Here is a 16,820-nt window from a genome sequence, read left to right on the forward strand (position 1 = left end):
CAGGCCGGACGGCCCTGCTTGGGTTCGCCACTTAGCCCCGAAGCCGCCACGAGTCAACAAATTCAGAATTTCACGATGACCGAAGCAACGATCACGATCATCAAAAGCGTCGGAACTTCGTTCATCATCCGGTAGCGGCGTCCGGTTACGCTGTTGCGCCCTTCCGCGAAATCCCGGCGCCGTGCGGCCAGCCACATGTGAAACGCCGTCATCCCCAGCACAGACCCGGCCTTGAGCCAGGGCCAAAGCATGGTCCAATCGACAATTCCCGGCGTCAGGACCAGCGCAAGGCCGAAAACCCAGCTTGCGATCATCGCGGGATTCATTATGGCCCGCAGCAGGCGACGCTCCATGACCTGGAACAGGTCATCCGTCGGATTGCCCTGCCCCACGCGCTCCGCATGGTAGACGAAAAGCCGCGGCAGGTAGAACAGGCCCGCCATCCAGCTGATGACCGAGATGACATGCAGGAACTTTACCCAAGGGTAGAGGCCCGCCAGAAAATCTTCCATCCCGATCCATCCTTCGTGCAACCTTACCTCTTCTTAAAGAAAGAAAGAAAAAAAGGAATGTTGATTTAGGGGCTGGGGAAAACCGGATTTCCGGAATCCTCCCTCGGGTTTCCCACAGGCGCGGGGCCGTGGATAAGTTTGGGACGAATCTTTTTGGGCCTCTTCCGCAAAACCGGCCGCAGCGCTTGTTTTTATGGGCATAGACGCGGTTTTTGACCATCCACAGGGAGTTATGCAATGGCTGTGGGCCTCTGGCTTGTCCCACAGATCCCGGAAATCCAGCCCACAGGTGGACAAACCCTGCGCTCAGCTTGACAAAACCTGCCTTCCGACCGCACCAAGGCGAAGACATGACTTTGGCCCCCAAATTCGCGTCAGGAACAAACAGAGATTTTCCACAGCCTCGCCCCCAGATGACTCGCCCGCTTCTCCTCGCCTCTTCCTCGGAAACCCGGCTCGCGCTGCTGCGTGCGGCGGGGGTTGAGGTCACGGCCCATCCCGCCCGCATTGATGAGGAAACGATCCGCCGCGCGCTGGAGGCCGAGGGCGCCCATCCGCGCGACATCGCCGATGCCCTGGCCGAGATGAAGGCCCGCAAACTGGCCGAACGGAACCCGACGGCGCTGGTTCTGGGCTGCGATCAGGTGCTGGAATTTGACCATCGCGCCTGGGGAAAACCCGAAAGTCTTGATGCCGCGCGCGCGCAGCTTTTGTCTATGCGGGGCAAGACGCATCGTCTGCTCTCGGCGCTTGTGCTTTATGATGCGGGGGAACCGACTTGGCGCCATATTGGCCGCGTTGACCTGAAAATGCGCGATTTTTCAGATTCTTGGCTGGAAGGATATCTGGCGCGCAACTGGGAAAGCCTGCGCCATTCCGCCGGGGGCTACAAGCTTGAGGAAGAGGGCGTGCGCCTGTTCTCTTCGATCGAGGGCGACTATTTCACCGTTCTGGGCCTGCCGCTGCTGCCGTTGCTGGCCTATCTCGAACTTCGGGGGTTCATCGAGACATGACCGATCATCCGCGCATCCCTTTGGCCGGGGTCATCGGCTCGCCCATTGCGCATAGCCGCTCGCCTGCGCTGCATGGCTTTTGGCTGCGGCGCTACGGCATCAAGGGGCATTATGTGCCGCTCGATATTGCGCAGGCGGATCTGGCCGAGGCGTTGCGGATGATGCCGCGTATGGGCTTTGTCGGGGCCAATGTCACCATTCCGCACAAGGAAACCGTGCTGGGTCTTGCGGATATCGTCACGGATCGCGCGGCGCTGATTGGGGCTGCGAATACGCTGATCTTCCGCAAGGATGGCAAGATCCATGCGGACAACACCGATGGTCTGGGGTTTATCGCCAACTTGCACCAGAATGCTCCCGGCTGGAACGCCGCTGCTGGCCCCGCCGCAGTCTTTGGTGCAGGTGGCGCGGCGCGGGCAGTGGTTGCGGCCTTGCTTGAGGTTGGCGTACCCGAAGTGCGGATCGCCAACCGCACCCGCCTGCGGGCCGAGGCTTTCCGCGCCGATTTCGGCGCCCGCGTCACTGCGTTCGACTGGGTCCACGCTGCCGAGATGATCGAAGGCTGCGCCACAGTGGTGAACACCACGGCGCTGGGGATGACCGGAAAGGCTGAATTCGGCATTTCCTTGGCGGCCATGGCGCGTGGCGCGCTGGCCACCGATATCGTCTACACCCCCCCCAAGACCCAGTTCCTGATTGAGGCCGAGGAGCGCGGCGCCCAGATCGTCGATGGGTTGGGCATGTTGTTGCATCAGGCCGTGCCGGGCTTTGAACGCTGGTTTGGCCACCGCCCCGAGGTGGATGAAGACACCCGCCGCGCGGTCTTGTCGGCATGACGCCCTTCCGCCTTGGCCTGACCGGCTCTATCGGCATGGGAAAATCCACCACTGCGGCCATGTTTACCGCCGCCACTGTGCCCGTTTGGGATGCGGATGCTGCGGTGCATCGGCTCTATGCACCGGGTGGGGCTGCCGTGGCGCCGGTGGGGCAACTGGTTCCCAAGGCGATTGGCCCCGAGGGTGTTTCACGTGAAACATTGAAACAAGCCATCGCTGCCGACCCCACGCTGCTGGCGCAGCTCGAGGCCATCGTTCACCCGCTGGTCGCCGCCGATCGCGCTGCCTTTCTGGCGGCCGCGCAGACCGATATCGTGGTTTTTGACATCCCGCTGCTATTCGAAAAAGGCACCGAGGCCGAGATGGACGCGACCCTTCTGGTCACCGCCCCGCCCGAACTGCAGCGCGCGCGGGTGCTGGCCCGCCCCGGTATGACCCCGGCGCAGCTTGACCTGATGCTGTCGCGACAGATGCCGGACCGTGACAAACGCGCCCGGGCGACCCATATCATAGAAACCCTCAGCCGCCCTGCGGTCGAAGCCGCCGTGGCTGCGCTGATCGCCTATATCCGGGAAACCCGCCATGCGTGAGATCGTTCTGGATACCGAAACCACGGGTTTTGAGCCGTCGGAGGGCCATCGCATCGTCGAAATCGGCGCGGTGGAGCTGTTCAACCACCTGCCCACGGGCCGCACCTATCACCAGTATCTGAACCCCGAACGGTCGATGCCGAAAGAGGCCTTCGAGGTGCATGGATTGGGCGATGATTTCCTGCGCGACAAGCCCCTTTTCCGCGATTGCGCGCGGGCCTTTCTCGATTTCGTGGGCGATGCGAAGCTGGTGATCCATAACGCCGCTTTCGACATGAAATTCCTGAACTGGGAGCTTCGCACCCACGGTTTCCCGACCCTGCCGAATGATCAGGCGATTGATACCGTCTTGATGGCGCGCAAGAAATTCCCGGGTTCGCCCGCTTCGCTCGATGCGCTCTGCCGCCGCTTCGGCATCGACAATTCGATGCGCGAAAAGCACGGCGCGCTGCTCGACAGTGAAATCCTGGCGGAGGTATATCTGGAGCTGATTGGCGGTCGGCAGCCCGATCTGGTGCTGGCGGCAAGCCCCGCAGCGGCGCAGAAAGGGCCGGTAACGCAGGTGGATACCGATTGGCGGCCCCGGCCGCGTCCTGCGCCCTTGCCCCCCCGCATCACCCCGGAGGAAACCGCCGCCCATGAGGCCTTTGTGGCCAAGATGGGCGACGGTGCAATTTGGCTCAAGCGCGGCTAGCGGTCACTGGACCGGCTGTTGCGCTTGGGCGCGGCGTGCGAGTTCCTGACGGTAGAGCGCCAGATAATCCACAGTGTCGATGTTCAGCGCCGGGAAGCCGCCGTCACGCGTCACGTCCGAAATGATCCGGCGGATGAAGGGGAACAGCAGCCGCGGGCATTCGATCAGCAGGAAGGGGTGCATCTGGTCATCCGGCACGCCTTCCACATGGAAGATCCCGCCGTATTCCAGTTCCATCAGGAACAGCGTGTCGCCCGTCGCCTTGTTCTTCGAGGTGACGCGGAACTTGTTGATCACTTCATACTGGTGTTCGGCGCCGCGCTTGCGGGCATCGAGGCTCACCTGCACCTGAACGTCGGGCTGCATTTCGCTGCCGTTCAGGCCTTTTTGCGCCAGCACGTTCTCGAACGACATGTCGCGCACGAACTGGGCCAGAACGCTCATCTTCACCTGCGGGGCAGCGGCCTGCCCGGCATCGTTGGTCTCACTCATCCCTATCTCCTGCTGCCAGGGCGCGGCCGCGCCCATGGGGTCGCGCCCTGTCTAGCAGGTGGCTCAATGGCGCGTCCAGCCCGAGGGGCCACGCGGCGGTTGTTGCGGCTCATTGGGGTCAAGCTCGATGAACTCGGCGTCGATCACCACATTCGGCCCCGGTTGCACGCCAAAGCCGCGATGCACCTGCACCCGGCGTAGCACAGCGCGGCGGATCAGCGCCCGCACCGGCGGCAGCAGCAGCAAAAGCCCCAGAAGGTCGCCCAGAAACCCCGGCAGGATCAGCAGCAGGCCCGCGAACATCCGCAGCGCGTGATCGCCTGCCGCGACCTCCGGTTGTCCGATCCCGGCCATGGCGGCGCGCAGGTCGCCTGCGGCTCTTTGTCCCGTCGCCCGCAGGATGCCCACACCCAGCAGCGCGGTGCCAAAAATCACCAAAAGCGACAGGGCCAGCCCCATCCAGCCGCCCAATGTGATGAACAGCGCGATTTCCACCAGCATCAGCAGGATAATCGGTGTAAAAAGCCGCATCGCGCCGTCTCTCCTCTCAACTGTCTGTCAGGATGTGGACTTGTCCACACCCCTTCCCTACATAGGTCTTCAAGGTCCCTGTTACCAACCCCATCCTTTCTCGAGGTCTGCATGAACAACGCCCTGATCCAAATTCTTGTGCTTGCCGGGATCGCGGTGTTCCTGATCATCAAGCTGCGCTCGGTGCTGGGCACCCGCGAAGGGTTCGAAAAACCCCCGCTGCCGTCGCAAGAGGGCCCCGCCCGCCCTGTGCAGCGCAATTTTGAGGTGATCGAGGGCGGCCCCGACCGCGACATCACCGATCACGTCGCCGAGGGCTCTGCCGCTGCGCTCGCGCTCGCCGGGATGAAATCGGCCGAGCCGTCCTTCTCGGTCAATACCTTCCTCCAAGGCGCGCGCGGCGCCTATGAGATGATCCTCATGGCCTTTGAGCGTGGCGATCTGGCCGCCGTGAAGCCCTTCCTTGCCCCCGATGTCTATGAAAGCTTTGCCGCCGCCGTTGCCGCGCGCGAGGCGCAGGGTTTGACCGTCGAGGCGAATTTCGTGGGTCTGCGCGAACTTGCCCTGCAAGGCGCCACTTGGAATGCCGCCACGCGCGAGGGCGAGATTTCGGTCCGCTTCACGGGTGAGTTGACGACCGTGGTCCGCAATGCCGCCGGTGAGGTTGTCGAAGGTTCGGCCACCGAAATCAAACGCCAGCGCGATGTCTGGACCTTTGCCCGCACCATGGGCAGTGCCGACCCCAACTGGCAGCTTGTCGCGACCGGAGAGTGATGTTTGCCCTGCGACCCCTGTTCGCCGCGGCCTGTGTCGCGGTTGCAGCCATGACTGCGCCGGACCCCGTTCCGGCGCAGGTTCTCGTTTTTGAGGAACTCGACGGCTGGCGCGATGATGATCAGCGCGAGGCCCTTCGCGCCTTTCTGGAAACCTGCGATCTGCTGAAGGACCCGCTCTGGGCGCCGCTTTGCCGTCTTGCCGCCGATGCGGGCGAAAGCGCGGATAGTGCGCGCGCTTTCTTTGAGCTGTTCTTCCGCCCCGTGGTCATCGGCACCCCTCCGGCGCTGTTTACGGGCTATTACGAACCCATGCTGGATGGATCGCCCGTCCGCACGGCGCGGTTCCGCTATCCGATCTATGCCCGCCCGCCGGAATTGCGCGACGGCATGGTCTATTATTCACGGTCGGACATTGAAGCCGGCGCGATTGCGGGCCGCGGCCTCGAACTCGCCTGGCTGGATGACCCGGTGGAAGTGTTTTTCCTCCATATTCAGGGATCTGGCCGCATTCGCATGCCCGATGGCCGTGTGATGCGCGTGGGCTATGGTGGCAAGAATGGCCACCCCTACCGTTCTGTCGGGCAAGAGATGGTCCGCCTTGGCACCCATACGCCAGATCAGGTATCGGCCCAGACCATCCGGTCCTGGGTGCGCGCCAATCCGGGGCCGGGCCATGCGATGCTGGATCACAACCCCTCCTATGTCTTTTTCCGCCGCCTGCCCGATCTGGCGGCCGACAAAGGGCCGATTGGCGCCATGGGCCGTTCGCTGACTGATCTGCGGTCGGTTGCCATTGACCCGCGCTATAACCCCTTGGGCGCGCCGATCTGGATCGAGAAAGAAGGGCGCGACCCCATGCGCCGCCTGATGGTTGCGCAAGATACCGGGGGTGCCATCAAGGGCGCGCAACGCGCCGACATCTATTTCGGCACGGGCGATGCCGCGGGCGATGCGGCAGGCACGGTCAAGGATGGCGGGCGTATGGTGGTGCTTTTGCCCATCGACCTTGCCTATGCCATGCTGCCGGATGGCTGATCATCATGGCCCGCCGTCGTACCCTGCGCCCCGAAGAGGCTGAGCTTTGGCAGGCCGTCGCCCGCACGGCCAAGCCGATGCACGCGCCGACGCTGCATCGCAAGCTGCCCGATGCCGACCCCATGCCGCCGCTTCATAAGCCCGAGGTCCTGCCCGCGCCGCCTGAACCCAAGCTGAACCGCTTCCGCATCGGCGAACGCAAGCGCGAGGCGCCGGTGCTGGACACCCTGCCCCCGTTGGCCGAACGTCTGGCCACCGCCCCGGTGCTGATGGACCGCAAGAACCATGACCGCATGGTCCGCGGCAAGCTTTCGCCCGAGGCGCGGCTTGACCTGCATGGCATGACCGTGGCCGAGGCGCATCCCGAATTGATCCGCTTCATCCTCAACGCCTGGAATGATGGGCTGCGGCTGGTGCTGGTCATTACCGGCAAGGGCAAGCAAGGCCCAGATCACGGGCCGATCCCGATCCGCTACGGGGTGCTGAAGCATCAGGTGCCGCATTGGCTGCACCTGCCGCCGCTCGGCCCCTGCGTGCTGCAGGTGACGGAGGCGCATCTGAAACACGGCGGCTCGGGCGCCTATTACGTCTATCTGCGCCGCCCGCGTTAGTTCGACAGGCCTTCAGCCACCACGCCCACCGGTGCCAGCACGATTTGGGTGGCGTTCTGCACGGTCAGCACCACGCCCGGCAGCAGCCCCACCTTGCCCCGTTGATCCGATCCGAAGGCGGCATCCACATCCGCCACCCGGCTCATCAGTTGCAGCAGCGCGGCGCTGTCGCCCAGATTGAAATGCCCCGACCCTTCGGAATAGGCTTTGGTATCCAGGAATGTCACATCCAGATCCGCCACGCGGCTGATGTCTGAAAGGTTCCCCAGCCGTTCAGGCTGGCCGGTCAGCTGTGCTGAAAGGCTCAGTAGTGAATCCCGGTTTGATCCGAAGATGATGAAGGGCTGCGGCAGGGCGCCATAGGTGCGGGCCTGCATCCGGAACAGATCGACGTCCAGATCCGGCGAAATCAGGATCACCCCGGCCATGCGCTGCCGGATGCGATTATCGCCGCGGATCGCCACCTGGCGCAGGGTTTCCATTGTCAGCGCCGACCCCATCGAATGCGCCACCAGCACAATCCGTTCGGCCCCGGCATCGGCGGTTTCGTGGATCAGCCGTTCCAGCCCGTCGCGCGCGAACATCGCGGAATCCCGATCCGCGACATAGCCCAGCGGATTGCCGATCGACGGCCAGCTGTAGTGGAGCGTTACCCCCGGCATCTCAAGATCATGTGAGAGCTGCGCGATCCGATACAGCCCTTCGGCAAAGGTGTTATTGAAGCCGTGGACATAGATCACCGCCTCGCGCTGGCTGCGCGGCAATGCCAAGAAGGCCTGATGCAGATCGGCCGAGAATTCGCGCCGGCTCAGGTGCATTTCCTGTTCCGTCGTAAGGAAATGCCGCTGCGGATCGGGTTTGGCATGGCGGCCGGGGAACTTGATCTCGCCCAGTTTGCGGTTCGGGGGCACCGAAATGGCATAGCGGGCAAAATGTTCCTCTTCCGACCGGCCGCGCCCGAAGGTGCCGGTGTCGGCGTCGATCGCGCGCGTTGAGCCGACAAAGATCTCCTCGACCTGTCCCACCTTCGCGGCGGCCGGATCTACGACGATGGTGCCCCGCGGCGCGCAGGCGGCAAGGCTGACAAGGCAAAGACAGATCAAACTGCGGCGCACGGAAATCCCCTTAAAGAACAGGGTAAGCCTTGCCGATTTCTGCGCCGCCGCCAAGCCGTCAAAGAACGTAACGGCTAAGGTCTGCCGATCGCGCCAAAGCGCCCACATTCGTCTCTACAAAGGCGGAATCGACGACAACCTCTTCTCCGCGCCGGTCCGGGGCGCTGAAGGAGAGATCCTCGAACACCCGCTCCAGAATGGTATAGAGCCGCCGCGCCCCGATGTTTTCCACACTGCGGTTCACCTCGGCCGCGATGCGGGCCAGTGCCGCGATGCCATCTTCGGTAAAGCGGACCTGCACCTGTTCCGTCGCCATCAGCGCCGCATATTGCCGCGTCAGCGCATTGTCGGTCTCCGTCAGGATGCGCGTGAAGTCGCCCTCGGTCAGGGCCTGCAGCTCCACCCGGATCGGCAGGCGCCCCTGCAATTCGGGCAGCAGGTCTGATGGTTTGGCCACATGGAACGCGCCCGAGGCGATGAACAGGATATGGTCCGTCTTGACCGGCCCGTATTTGGTGGAAACCGTGGTGCCTTCGATCAGCGGCAGCAGGTCGCGCTGCACCCCCTCGCGGCTGACATCGGCGCCCCGCGCCTCGGCCCGGGCGCAGATCTTGTCGATCTCGTCCAGAAAGACGATGCCGTTTTCCTGCACCGCCTCCAGCGCGGCGGCCTTGACCGCCTCATCATCCAGCAGCTTGTCGGCCTCTTGTCCCAGAAGCAATTCATAGCTGTCGGCCACGGTCATCTTCTTGCGTGTGCTGCGCCCACCGAAGGCCTTGAAGATGTCCTGGAGGCCCTGCATCTGCATTTCCATGCCGTTGCCGCCGCCCATCATCATCGGGAAGGGCGTGCTGTCCTGCACCTCCAGCTCGATCATGGTCTGGTCCAGTTCGCCGCGTTTCAGTTTTTGGCGGAACAACTCGCGCGTCTGGTCTCGGGCATCCTTGCCGGCAATGGCCTCGATCACCCGGTCTTCGGCGGCGCGCAGGGCGCGGGCCTTCACCTCGTCCCGCATCCGGGTGCGGGTTTCGATCATCGCGGCATCCACCAGATCGCGGATGATGCTGTCCACATCGCGGCCGACATAGCCAACTTCGGTGAATTTCGTCGCCTCGACCTTCAGGAACGGCGCGCGGGCGAGTTTCGCAAGCCTGCGGCTGATCTCGGTCTTGCCGACGCCGGTCGGCCCGATCATCAGGATGTTCTTGGGGTAAACCTCGTCGCGCAGATCATCGCCCAGCTGCTTGCGGCGCCAGCGGTTCCGCAGGGCGACCGCCACGGCACGTTTGGCATCCGCCTGCCCGATGATGAAACGATCCAGTTCCGAGACGATCTCGCGGGGGGTGAGATTGGTCATTTCGCAATCCGCTCCACGGTCAGGTTGCCATTGGTGTAGACGCAAATATCGGCGGCAATCGCCATGGCTTTGCGCGCGATCTCTTCCGCCGGAAGGTCGGTGTGCATCAGCCCCCGCGCCGCGGCGAGCGCGAAGTTCCCACCCGATCCGATAGCCGCGATGTCATGTTCCGGTTCCAGCACATCGCCCGCCCCTGTGATCACGAAAAGGTCGGCGCCGTCGGTCACGATCAGCATGGCTTCAAGGTTGCGCAGGTATTTGTCCATGCGCCAGTCCTTGGCCAGATCGACACAGGCCCGGGCCAGCTGCCCCGGTGCGGCCTCCAGCTTTTTCTCCAGCCGTTCCAGCAGGGTAAAGGCATCGGCGGTCGATCCGGCAAAGCCGCAGACCACGTCGCGCCCGCCGGGAGACAGGCGCCGCACCTTGCGCGCGGTGCCCTTGATCACGGTCTGACCCAGGCTGACCTGCCCGTCGCCTGCGACCACGACCTCACCCCCCCGGCGCACGCCGATGATGGTGGTGCCATGCCAACCGGGAAATTTGTCCTCTGCCATCGGGGCCTCCATTGTTTGAAGTTATATGGCGCAGCCCCCGGCCCTTCACAACCCGCGCGGCGGTTTGATCCATTGGCCAGCCTGGCAGACGCCTGCCAGTGCCCAGTCCGGCCCCAGCGCCACCAGATCGGCCTGCCTGCCCGGCGCGATCAGGCCAAAGCGGTCTTCCAGACCTAGCAACCGGGCGGGTTCGGCGCTGGCCATCCGCAGCGCGCGTGCGGGGTCAAGGCCCACTTTTTCAACCAGTACCCCCACCGCACGCGGCAGCGTCAGGTCCGCTCCGGCCAGCGTGCCATCCGCCAGCGTCAGCCGCCCGTCTCGGCGCAGGATCTGGCGTCCGCCAAGCTCCATCTCTTGCAGGTCGCTGCCCGCAAAAGCCATGCAGTCACTGACCAGGAACACCCCCTCGGTCCGCGCAGCCAGCGCTGCCCGCAGGGTTTGCGGATGCACATGCACCCCGTCGGCAATCACCCCGGCCCCGGCCGTGCCGCCCAGCACCGCCCCGACCAGACCCGGCTCTCGGTTGCCGAGCTGGCTCATCGCATTGAACAGATGTGTGGCGCAGCGCGCACCCGCCGCAAAGGCGCGGTCCGCGCTTTCGGCCGTGCAGTCACTATGGCCGAGGCTCACGATCACCCCGGTTTGGGCCAGCTGGCGGATCTGATCCGGGGTCGCGGCCTCGGGCGCAAGTGTCACCATCAGGCGCGGCAAGCGTTCCGCAGCCGTACATAGCAGATGCAGATCGTCAGCGGTCATGGGGCGGATCAAACCGGCATCATGGGCGCCCTTGCGCCGCGGGTCGAGGTGCGGCCCCTCCAAATGCAGGCCCAGAAAACCCGGCACACCTTGGCGCGCGGCGTCGATTCCGGCTGCAATGACCTGTGCGGTCACCTTCGGCGTATCTGTGATCAAGGTCGGCAGAATTCCTGCCGATCCCAAGGCCAGATGCGTGGCGCAGATCTGGCGCAGCTGGTCCGCCATGGTCGTGGCGCCGACCATCTGCCCGCCCCCGCCATTTACCTGCACATCCAGAAATGCGGGTGCCAGCGTTATCCCCGGCAATCGCCTGTGATCTGCGGCCCCGGCCTGACTGGCGGGCAACACGGCCGCGATCTTTGACCCCTCCAGAACCAGCGCAATCTGATCAAGGATCTGTGTCCCGTCAAAGAGACGGTCGGGAAGCAGAACCTGGCGCATCAATCCGCCCCCGTGCGGGCCATCCAGAGCGCGCCATCCACGGCAGAGCCCCGTGCGGCGCGTTGCGGCCAATCCGATTGCAGCGCAGCCGCGTAAAACGGCCCCAGTCCACCGAGAAAGACAACCGGCAGCGCAGGCTGGGGCTGAATCGCCTGAATCAGGCCACGCACTTCCGCAAGGGCTGTGGCGCGAACTTCGATCGCCGCAGAATCATCCGAGCCAAGGATTTGCGGCGCGAAGGCCCCGAAATCCACGGGCCGCGACTGTCCGCCAAAGGCGATGATTCCCTCCGGCCCGCCCATTTCACGCAAGATCGTGGTCAGAAGCGGTGTCAGCGGGGCATAGCCATCATGGGCGCGCAGGGCTGCAGACAACAGCCGCCGCCCCAGCACGGCGCCACTGCCCTCATCCCCCAGCAGAAACCCATGGCCGCCGAACTGCGCAAATGCCCCGCGCTGTTGCCGCGTGAAAACCGACCCGGTCCCGAGGATGGCGACGATTCCATCTTCACCCTGCAGCGCGCCCGTGGTTGCGGTCACCGCATCATTGACGATCCGGCAGGATCGGAATGGCAGGTTCCGGGCAAGCTCGGCCACGGGCCCCGGCATCCCTGCGCCGGCAAGACCCAGAACGGCCGTCAGGTCGGGCGCAGAAATCCCGGTGCCATCCAGTGCTTGGTCCACGGCGGCCATGATATTCGACCGTGTTCCAGCCACGTCGGTATTCACATTCGCAGGTCCGGCATGACCCCGGCCCAGAATGCGCCCCGTTTCATCCGCCACGGCGACGCGGCATCCGGTCCCGCCGCCATCAACCCCCAGATAATGTGGCATCACCTTCCCCAATCACCGCTGCGCCACCATCCATAGCGGAAACGGCCCTGCCCGCGCAAATCGGAACGCGCCGCTGCCGTCAAACCCGCCCTGTGGCGGCGCAGACACAGCCGTCCTGCGCTACGGGGGATCTGCGGGGCTGGAATACCCCGCCCCAGAGCGCATTCTTCGGGCAGCACCGCCGATCAAGAAGGTCAGGCCGGTTTCCAGATCCTCTGTCCAATTGTGCTTTGATCATAAGTTTACACAATATGTAGTGTTAGGTTTGCGTGAGTAATCTACGGCGCTGCACGCAAAGATTGTGGCTAAACTATGGGGAAAAAGAGGAAAATCGAGACGCCACCTGAACAGAGGGCTGGAAATGGCATCCAAACGAATGTATTTCTGAACCTAATTGGACCCTGAAAACAGGGCCGACAACAAAGTTGCGGGTGAGCAGCCCGATTTGAGGCGGAGTAGTAAGATGGTTCAGGCGATTGATTTCGCCGTCCGCAATTCTGCGGGCGCAGTGACGCATGGCATCGCTGGCGGCGAGGGCAGCAATTTCATTCAAATTGGATCGGGTGAGCAGATTTCGCTCAATGTGGCCCAGTCCAGCGTCCTTGGGTATGAACGCAAGGGCGCAAACCTCATCGTGCATCTGGTGGATGGCAGCGATGTTGTTCTTAACGGTTACTACGATGTTGCCCCGGGCCAGCTGAACCGCCTTTACCTGTCGTCGAACGGCGAGGTGACAGAGGTTCTTCTGAGCGATGCCGGCACCGCTGGACCGGTGGCCGCAAGCTATGGCCCGGTCGACGCCTGGAACAAGTTCTCGACGCTCGACGATCTGCGTTTTGAAGGTGCGGATGCTTTCGCCGATGCGCAGATCTATTCTGACGAACCCGCGGGCATGGGCGCGCTGGCACCCGGCCTTCTGGGCGCTGGTGGTTTGGGCGCTGCCGCACTTGCGGCCGGCCTTCTGGGTGGTGTCGCCCTGCTTGGCGGCGGCAGCAGCGGCGAAGGGGGCGACAGCACCGACAATTCGGGCGGTGACGGCACCGATGATGGTGACGATGACGGCACCGACGATGGCACCGATGATGGCGATGACGACGGCACCGACGATGGCGACGACGATGGCGACGACGACGGCACCGACGATGGCGATGACGACGGCAACGACGATGGCGATGACGACGGCACTGACGATGGCGATGACGACGGCACTGACGATGGCGACGATGACGGCACCGACGATGGCGACGATGACGGCACCGATCGCGCCGAACCCACAGTCGACGACCCTGACCATTCTGAAACCCTGACCACCAATACCGAGGATCCCAAGCTGGTGATCACCGGCACGGGTGAGCCGGGCGATCATGTGACCGTGGTGGTTGGCGACCGGACGCAAACCACCACGATCACCAGCAACGGCACCTGGGGTGTAGAATTCTCGGGCGAGAATTTCCCCTCGGATGGCAATTTCAGCAGTGAAGTGACCGTCACCGGCGGTGGCTTCACCTATGAACTGGATGGCCCCGACTTCATCATCGACATGACCCCGCCGCCGGTTTCGGCGACCCGCGGTGTCGAAAGTGTCGGTGATGTGGAAAATGCTGCGGAATATGCTGATGGCGTGACCATTGCCGGTCGCGGCGAAGCAGGCGCAACGGTTGAAGTGGTGATCGGCGGCGTCAGCCACACAACCACCGTCGGCCCGCGTGGCAATTGGTCTGTGACCTTCACCACCTCGGAAATCCCCTCGGGGGAGGCGGTCCATGAGGCGACCATCACTGCGACCGATCCGCTGGGCAACCAGACGGTCATCACCGAAAATGTCGTGATCGACACGGAGATTCCGCTGGCGATTACCTCGCCGGTGATGGGCGATGACTATATCTCGGCCTCCGAACGTTCGGCGAGCGCGGGGATCACCCTGTCCGGCACGGGCGAGGCGGGTGCCTCGATCGAAGTGTCGGTCGAAGGCGTTACCCGTAGCGCGACGGTGGCGGATGATGGCAGCTGGTCGGTGAATTTCGCCGGTACCGAGCTGCGCGCCGGGACCTATGATTCCACCGTTTCGGTTACTTCCACCGATGCCGCAGGCAATAGCACCACCGAGACTCATGTCGTTCATATCGACACCGAAGTCCGCAATTTCGCAGGGGCAACCGACAGCGTGGTGAACGCCGCCGATGCGGCGGGGGACCTGGAGGTGACAGGGACCGTCGAAGTGGGCGCGCGCGTTCAGGTGGAATGGAAGGGAACCTGGTACAACGCTTCGGTCGATGCCAGCGGCAACTGGAGCGCCTCGATCCCGGCCTCGGCCATCCCGGCGGGGGAAAGCAATGTCGTTCTGACGATGCGTGCCACCGATCATATCGGCAATGTCAGCACACAGACCCAGACCGTGCGCGTTGATACGCTGGTCAATACGCTGGGTCTGTCGGGTGACATCGGCGGCGATGGCGTCATCAATGCGGCAGAACATGCCCAGGGTGTGACGATTTCGGGCTTTGTCGAGCCGAATTCCACGGTCGAAATCTCACTTCCCAATGGCGCGACCCGCACCGTGACCGCCGGGGCCAATGGCCGCTGGAGCGCGGATTTCGCATCGGCCGATCTGCCGTCGGGCGACGGGGTGGAAACCACGTTCACCGTCACCGCAACGGACAGCGTGGGCAATACCGATTTCTTCGAAGAGGTGGTGACGATCGACACCGTCGCGCCGCCCAGCCCTGAAATCACTGCCGTGACCCCCACCAAGGACGGCAGCGGCAATGCGGTCGGGGTGCGCGCACTCTATACCGAGATGACAGATGACACTTACACCTTCGACCGTGTCGATGCCTCGGGGTCGGTGACGCATATCTCGGCAACCGAGACGGACAACCAGACCTTCGGCGAAACCGAATTCCGGTTCGGGTCGAATGTGCCGGATGGCAGCTATCTGGTGATCAACAACGCCGATGCGGCTGGCAACAGCTCGTCCACGCTGCTGATTGTCAATACGACCAGCTCGGTCGAGGTGGATCTGGACCGCGCGGGCTTGTCCCACTTTGACTTTGCCGCCGTGGACCTGACCTGGGCCCCCGATGCGCAGCTTACGATCAACGACACGCAGCTGCACCATCTGACCGGATCGGACCATACCTTGATCATCAAGGGGGACAGCCGCGATGATGTGACGCTGGACGGCGACTTCCACGCCACAGGAACCCGGACGATGGATGGCCAGAGCTATACCATCTACACGCTGGATGGCGGCGCCGGGTCGGTGCTTGTGGATGACGACATCACGACCCGTACGATCTGACGGGGCCCGCCATGCCCGCCCCCCATGTTCTCGCTGTGTCTGCCGGGGTGAAGCGCCCCGGCACCGCCCTGACGCTTGTGCTGGCCCTGTCGGGGTGCATGGGCGGCTACGGGCCGGATGTTACCAAGTTCGGGTTTGGGGCGGGGACGCGCCCGGATCAGGCCAGCCTGGCACCGGGGGGCGAATTGGCCCGTTCGGGTCAGGCCTCGGCGCAAGGATCGGCAATCATCGGTGATCTGGCTGCGCGTCAGTCCGTTCTTCCCACGGTTGGCCCCTATGCCGACGTGGCGCAAGCGGTGATCGAGGCCAATGCAGGCCCTGCCCGTGCAGAATTGCGCGTGGCCCGTCTGCGGGCCGAGGCCCGGTCGCAGAACTGGCTTCCCACGCTGTCGCCCACGCTGAGCCTGACAGATCTGGGTGAGGCTGCGGCCTCGCTCCTGCTTGAACAGGTGCTGTTTGATGGGGGGGGCCGCAAGGCCGAACGGGCCTTTGCCGCCGCCGATGTCGAGGTTGCGGCGACGACGCTTTCGCTCGATTTCAACCAGCGCGTCTTTGAAGGCCTGGGTCACTACCTCCGCGCGCAACGTGCGCTGGAACAGGCGCGGCTGGCCGAAGCGGCCGTGGGCCGCATGGCCGAATTTGAACGCATCGTTGGAATCCGTCTGGAAGGCGGTATGTCAGATCGGTCGGAACAGCAGGTCATCGCGCAGAAGGCCGCTGAAATGCGCGCCAAGATGAACGATGACCGCTTTCAGGCGCAGCAGGCCATGGCAGAGCTGAACGCCATGTCCGCGCGTCCGCTGGACGGTCTGTCGGGGCTGCAACCCCTGCCCGCCGATCCCGGCGCGCCCGAACCCCTTTCGGTCGTGAAGGCCCGGGCCGAGGCGGCGCGCATGATGGCCGAGGCCGATATGGCCCGTTCGGGCTATGCGCCCAAACTGACTGCCGCCGCCGCGATGGATCACAAGGGCAATGCGGAATCCGGCCTTTCGGTGGAATTCGACAATGCCCTCGGTCTGGGCACGGGGGCCGCGCTGGATGCGATTGCCGCATCGCGCGATGTGGCCGACCGTCGTGTTGCCCAGACATCCGAAGCGGCCAACCGTGATCTGGTCGCCCTTCAGCAAGAGATTGCGACTCTGACCGCCCGCGAGGCCGAGGGCCGCGCCGTGCTGGGGCAAACTGAAGCCACGCTCCATATGTTCACCGAGCAATACAAGGTTGGTCGGCGCACGCTGATGGAATTGGTAAACATGTTCGAAAGCTATTCCGCGATGGAGCGCGAAATGGCGGGCCTGAAGTATGAAATTGCCCTGAAGCGGCTTCAGATCGCGCGCGACAGGGGTGTTCTGGTGAATGGGGCTCTGTTGTGA

At 63.8% G+C, this 16,820-nt stretch carries 17 protein-coding genes; 9 read left to right on the forward strand and 8 right to left on the reverse strand.

The window, feature by feature from the left end; all coding sequences use genetic code 11:
* Nucleotides 1-62 precede the first annotated feature (62 nt).
* Complete coding sequence (gene hemJ, locus IE101_RS05790) at nucleotides 63-512, reverse strand: protoporphyrinogen oxidase HemJ (RefSeq protein WP_189632871.1); 450 nt, start codon at nucleotides 510-512, stop codon at nucleotides 63-65.
* 413 nt (nucleotides 513-925) lie between these two features.
* Here hemJ and IE101_RS05795 point away from each other — a divergent pair, with 413 nt between their 5' ends.
* From IE101_RS05795 to dnaQ, 4 genes are read left to right on the forward strand one after another with little or no spacing between them, the layout of a single operon-like run.
* Nucleotides 926-1,525: a Maf family protein gene (locus IE101_RS05795; protein WP_189632872.1), complete on the forward strand. Its 600-nt coding sequence runs from the start codon at nucleotides 926-928 to the stop codon at nucleotides 1,523-1,525.
* Entirely contained in the window at nucleotides 1,522-2,361 is an 840-nt protein-coding gene (locus IE101_RS05800; protein ID WP_189632873.1) for a shikimate dehydrogenase, read from the forward strand. Before IE101_RS05795 ends, IE101_RS05800 begins: the two co-directional genes overlap by 4 nt.
* Nucleotides 2,358-2,951 (forward strand): dephospho-CoA kinase, encoded by a 594-nt coding sequence (coaE, locus tag IE101_RS05805; RefSeq protein ID WP_189632874.1) that lies wholly within the window; start codon nucleotides 2,358-2,360, stop codon nucleotides 2,949-2,951. The genes IE101_RS05800 and coaE overlap by 4 nt, the downstream gene beginning before the upstream one ends.
* Nucleotides 2,944-3,645, forward strand: a complete 702-nt coding sequence (gene dnaQ, locus IE101_RS05810; RefSeq protein ID WP_189632875.1) for a DNA polymerase III subunit epsilon — start codon at nucleotides 2,944-2,946, stop codon at nucleotides 3,643-3,645. The genes coaE and dnaQ overlap by 8 nt, the downstream gene beginning before the upstream one ends.
* 3 nt (nucleotides 3,646-3,648) lie before the next feature.
* Here dnaQ and secB read toward each other — a convergent pair whose 3' ends face one another.
* Entirely contained in the window at nucleotides 3,649-4,137 is a 489-nt protein-coding gene (gene secB, locus IE101_RS05815) for a protein-export chaperone SecB (RefSeq protein WP_189632876.1), read from the reverse strand.
* A gap of 63 nt (nucleotides 4,138-4,200) precedes the next feature.
* Nucleotides 4,201-4,668 (reverse strand): FxsA family protein, encoded by a 468-nt coding sequence (locus tag IE101_RS05820; protein ID WP_189632877.1) that lies wholly within the window; start codon nucleotides 4,666-4,668, stop codon nucleotides 4,201-4,203.
* Between the two features lie 111 nt (nucleotides 4,669-4,779).
* Here IE101_RS05820 and IE101_RS05825 point away from each other — a divergent pair, with 111 nt between their 5' ends.
* From IE101_RS05825 to IE101_RS05835, 3 genes are read left to right on the forward strand one after another with little or no spacing between them, the layout of a single operon-like run.
* Nucleotides 4,780-5,442 carry a Tim44/TimA family putative adaptor protein gene (locus IE101_RS05825; RefSeq protein WP_189632878.1) on the forward strand — a complete coding sequence of 221 codons (663 nt, stop codon included), beginning with the start codon at nucleotides 4,780-4,782 and terminating at the stop codon, nucleotides 5,440-5,442.
* Nucleotides 5,442-6,479, forward strand: a complete 1,038-nt coding sequence (mltA, locus tag IE101_RS05830; protein WP_505706135.1) for a murein transglycosylase A — start codon at nucleotides 5,442-5,444, stop codon at nucleotides 6,477-6,479. The genes IE101_RS05825 and mltA overlap by 1 nt, the downstream gene beginning before the upstream one ends.
* A 5-nt stretch (nucleotides 6,480-6,484) precedes the next feature.
* A complete protein-coding gene (locus tag IE101_RS05835; protein ID WP_189632880.1) occupies nucleotides 6,485-7,090 on the forward strand; it encodes a Smr/MutS family protein in 606 nt (201 codons plus the stop codon).
* On the opposite strand, the gene IE101_RS05840 is transcribed toward IE101_RS05835, so the two are convergent.
* Genes IE101_RS05840 through IE101_RS05860 form a run of 5 tightly spaced genes read right to left on the reverse strand, consistent with a single transcriptional unit; the run spans nucleotide 7,087 to nucleotide 12,146 of the window.
* Complete coding sequence (locus IE101_RS05840) at nucleotides 7,087-8,205, reverse strand: alpha/beta hydrolase (protein ID WP_229804034.1); 1,119 nt, start codon at nucleotides 8,203-8,205, stop codon at nucleotides 7,087-7,089. The two genes, IE101_RS05835 and IE101_RS05840, sit on opposite strands and share 4 nt — an antisense overlap.
* A gap of 58 nt (nucleotides 8,206-8,263) precedes the next feature.
* Nucleotides 8,264-9,562 (reverse strand): ATP-dependent protease ATPase subunit HslU, encoded by a 1,299-nt coding sequence (hslU, locus tag IE101_RS05845; RefSeq protein WP_189632882.1) that lies wholly within the window; start codon nucleotides 9,560-9,562, stop codon nucleotides 8,264-8,266.
* Nucleotides 9,559-10,116, reverse strand: coding sequence for an ATP-dependent protease subunit HslV (hslV, locus tag IE101_RS05850; protein WP_189632883.1), 558 nt, complete (start codon nucleotides 10,114-10,116; stop codon nucleotides 9,559-9,561). Before hslV ends, hslU begins: the two co-directional genes overlap by 4 nt.
* A gap of 45 nt (nucleotides 10,117-10,161) precedes the next feature.
* The gene (gene nagA, locus IE101_RS05855; protein ID WP_189632884.1) at nucleotides 10,162-11,313 is read right to left on the reverse strand and encodes an N-acetylglucosamine-6-phosphate deacetylase; all 1,152 of its coding nucleotides are present in this window, start codon (nucleotides 11,311-11,313) and stop codon (nucleotides 10,162-10,164) included.
* Complete coding sequence (locus tag IE101_RS05860; RefSeq protein WP_189632885.1) at nucleotides 11,313-12,146, reverse strand: glucosamine kinase nucleotide-binding domain-containing protein; 834 nt, start codon at nucleotides 12,144-12,146, stop codon at nucleotides 11,313-11,315. Before IE101_RS05860 ends, nagA begins: the two co-directional genes overlap by 1 nt.
* Before the next feature lie 463 nt (nucleotides 12,147-12,609).
* Between IE101_RS05860 and IE101_RS05865 the strand changes: the two genes are divergently transcribed.
* Together IE101_RS05865 and IE101_RS05870 are read left to right on the forward strand one after the other, a co-directional pair.
* Nucleotides 12,610-15,447, forward strand: a complete 2,838-nt coding sequence (locus IE101_RS05865) for an Ig-like domain-containing protein (protein WP_189632886.1) — start codon at nucleotides 12,610-12,612, stop codon at nucleotides 15,445-15,447.
* Between the two features lie 11 nt (nucleotides 15,448-15,458).
* Nucleotides 15,459-16,820 carry a TolC family protein gene (locus IE101_RS05870; RefSeq protein ID WP_189632887.1) on the forward strand — a complete coding sequence of 454 codons (1,362 nt, stop codon included), beginning with the start codon at nucleotides 15,459-15,461 and terminating at the stop codon, nucleotides 16,818-16,820.

The sequence above is a fragment of the Gemmobacter lanyuensis genome (genome assembly GCF_014652355.1).
Lineage (GTDB): Bacteria > Pseudomonadota > Alphaproteobacteria > Rhodobacterales > Rhodobacteraceae > Gemmobacter > Gemmobacter lanyuensis.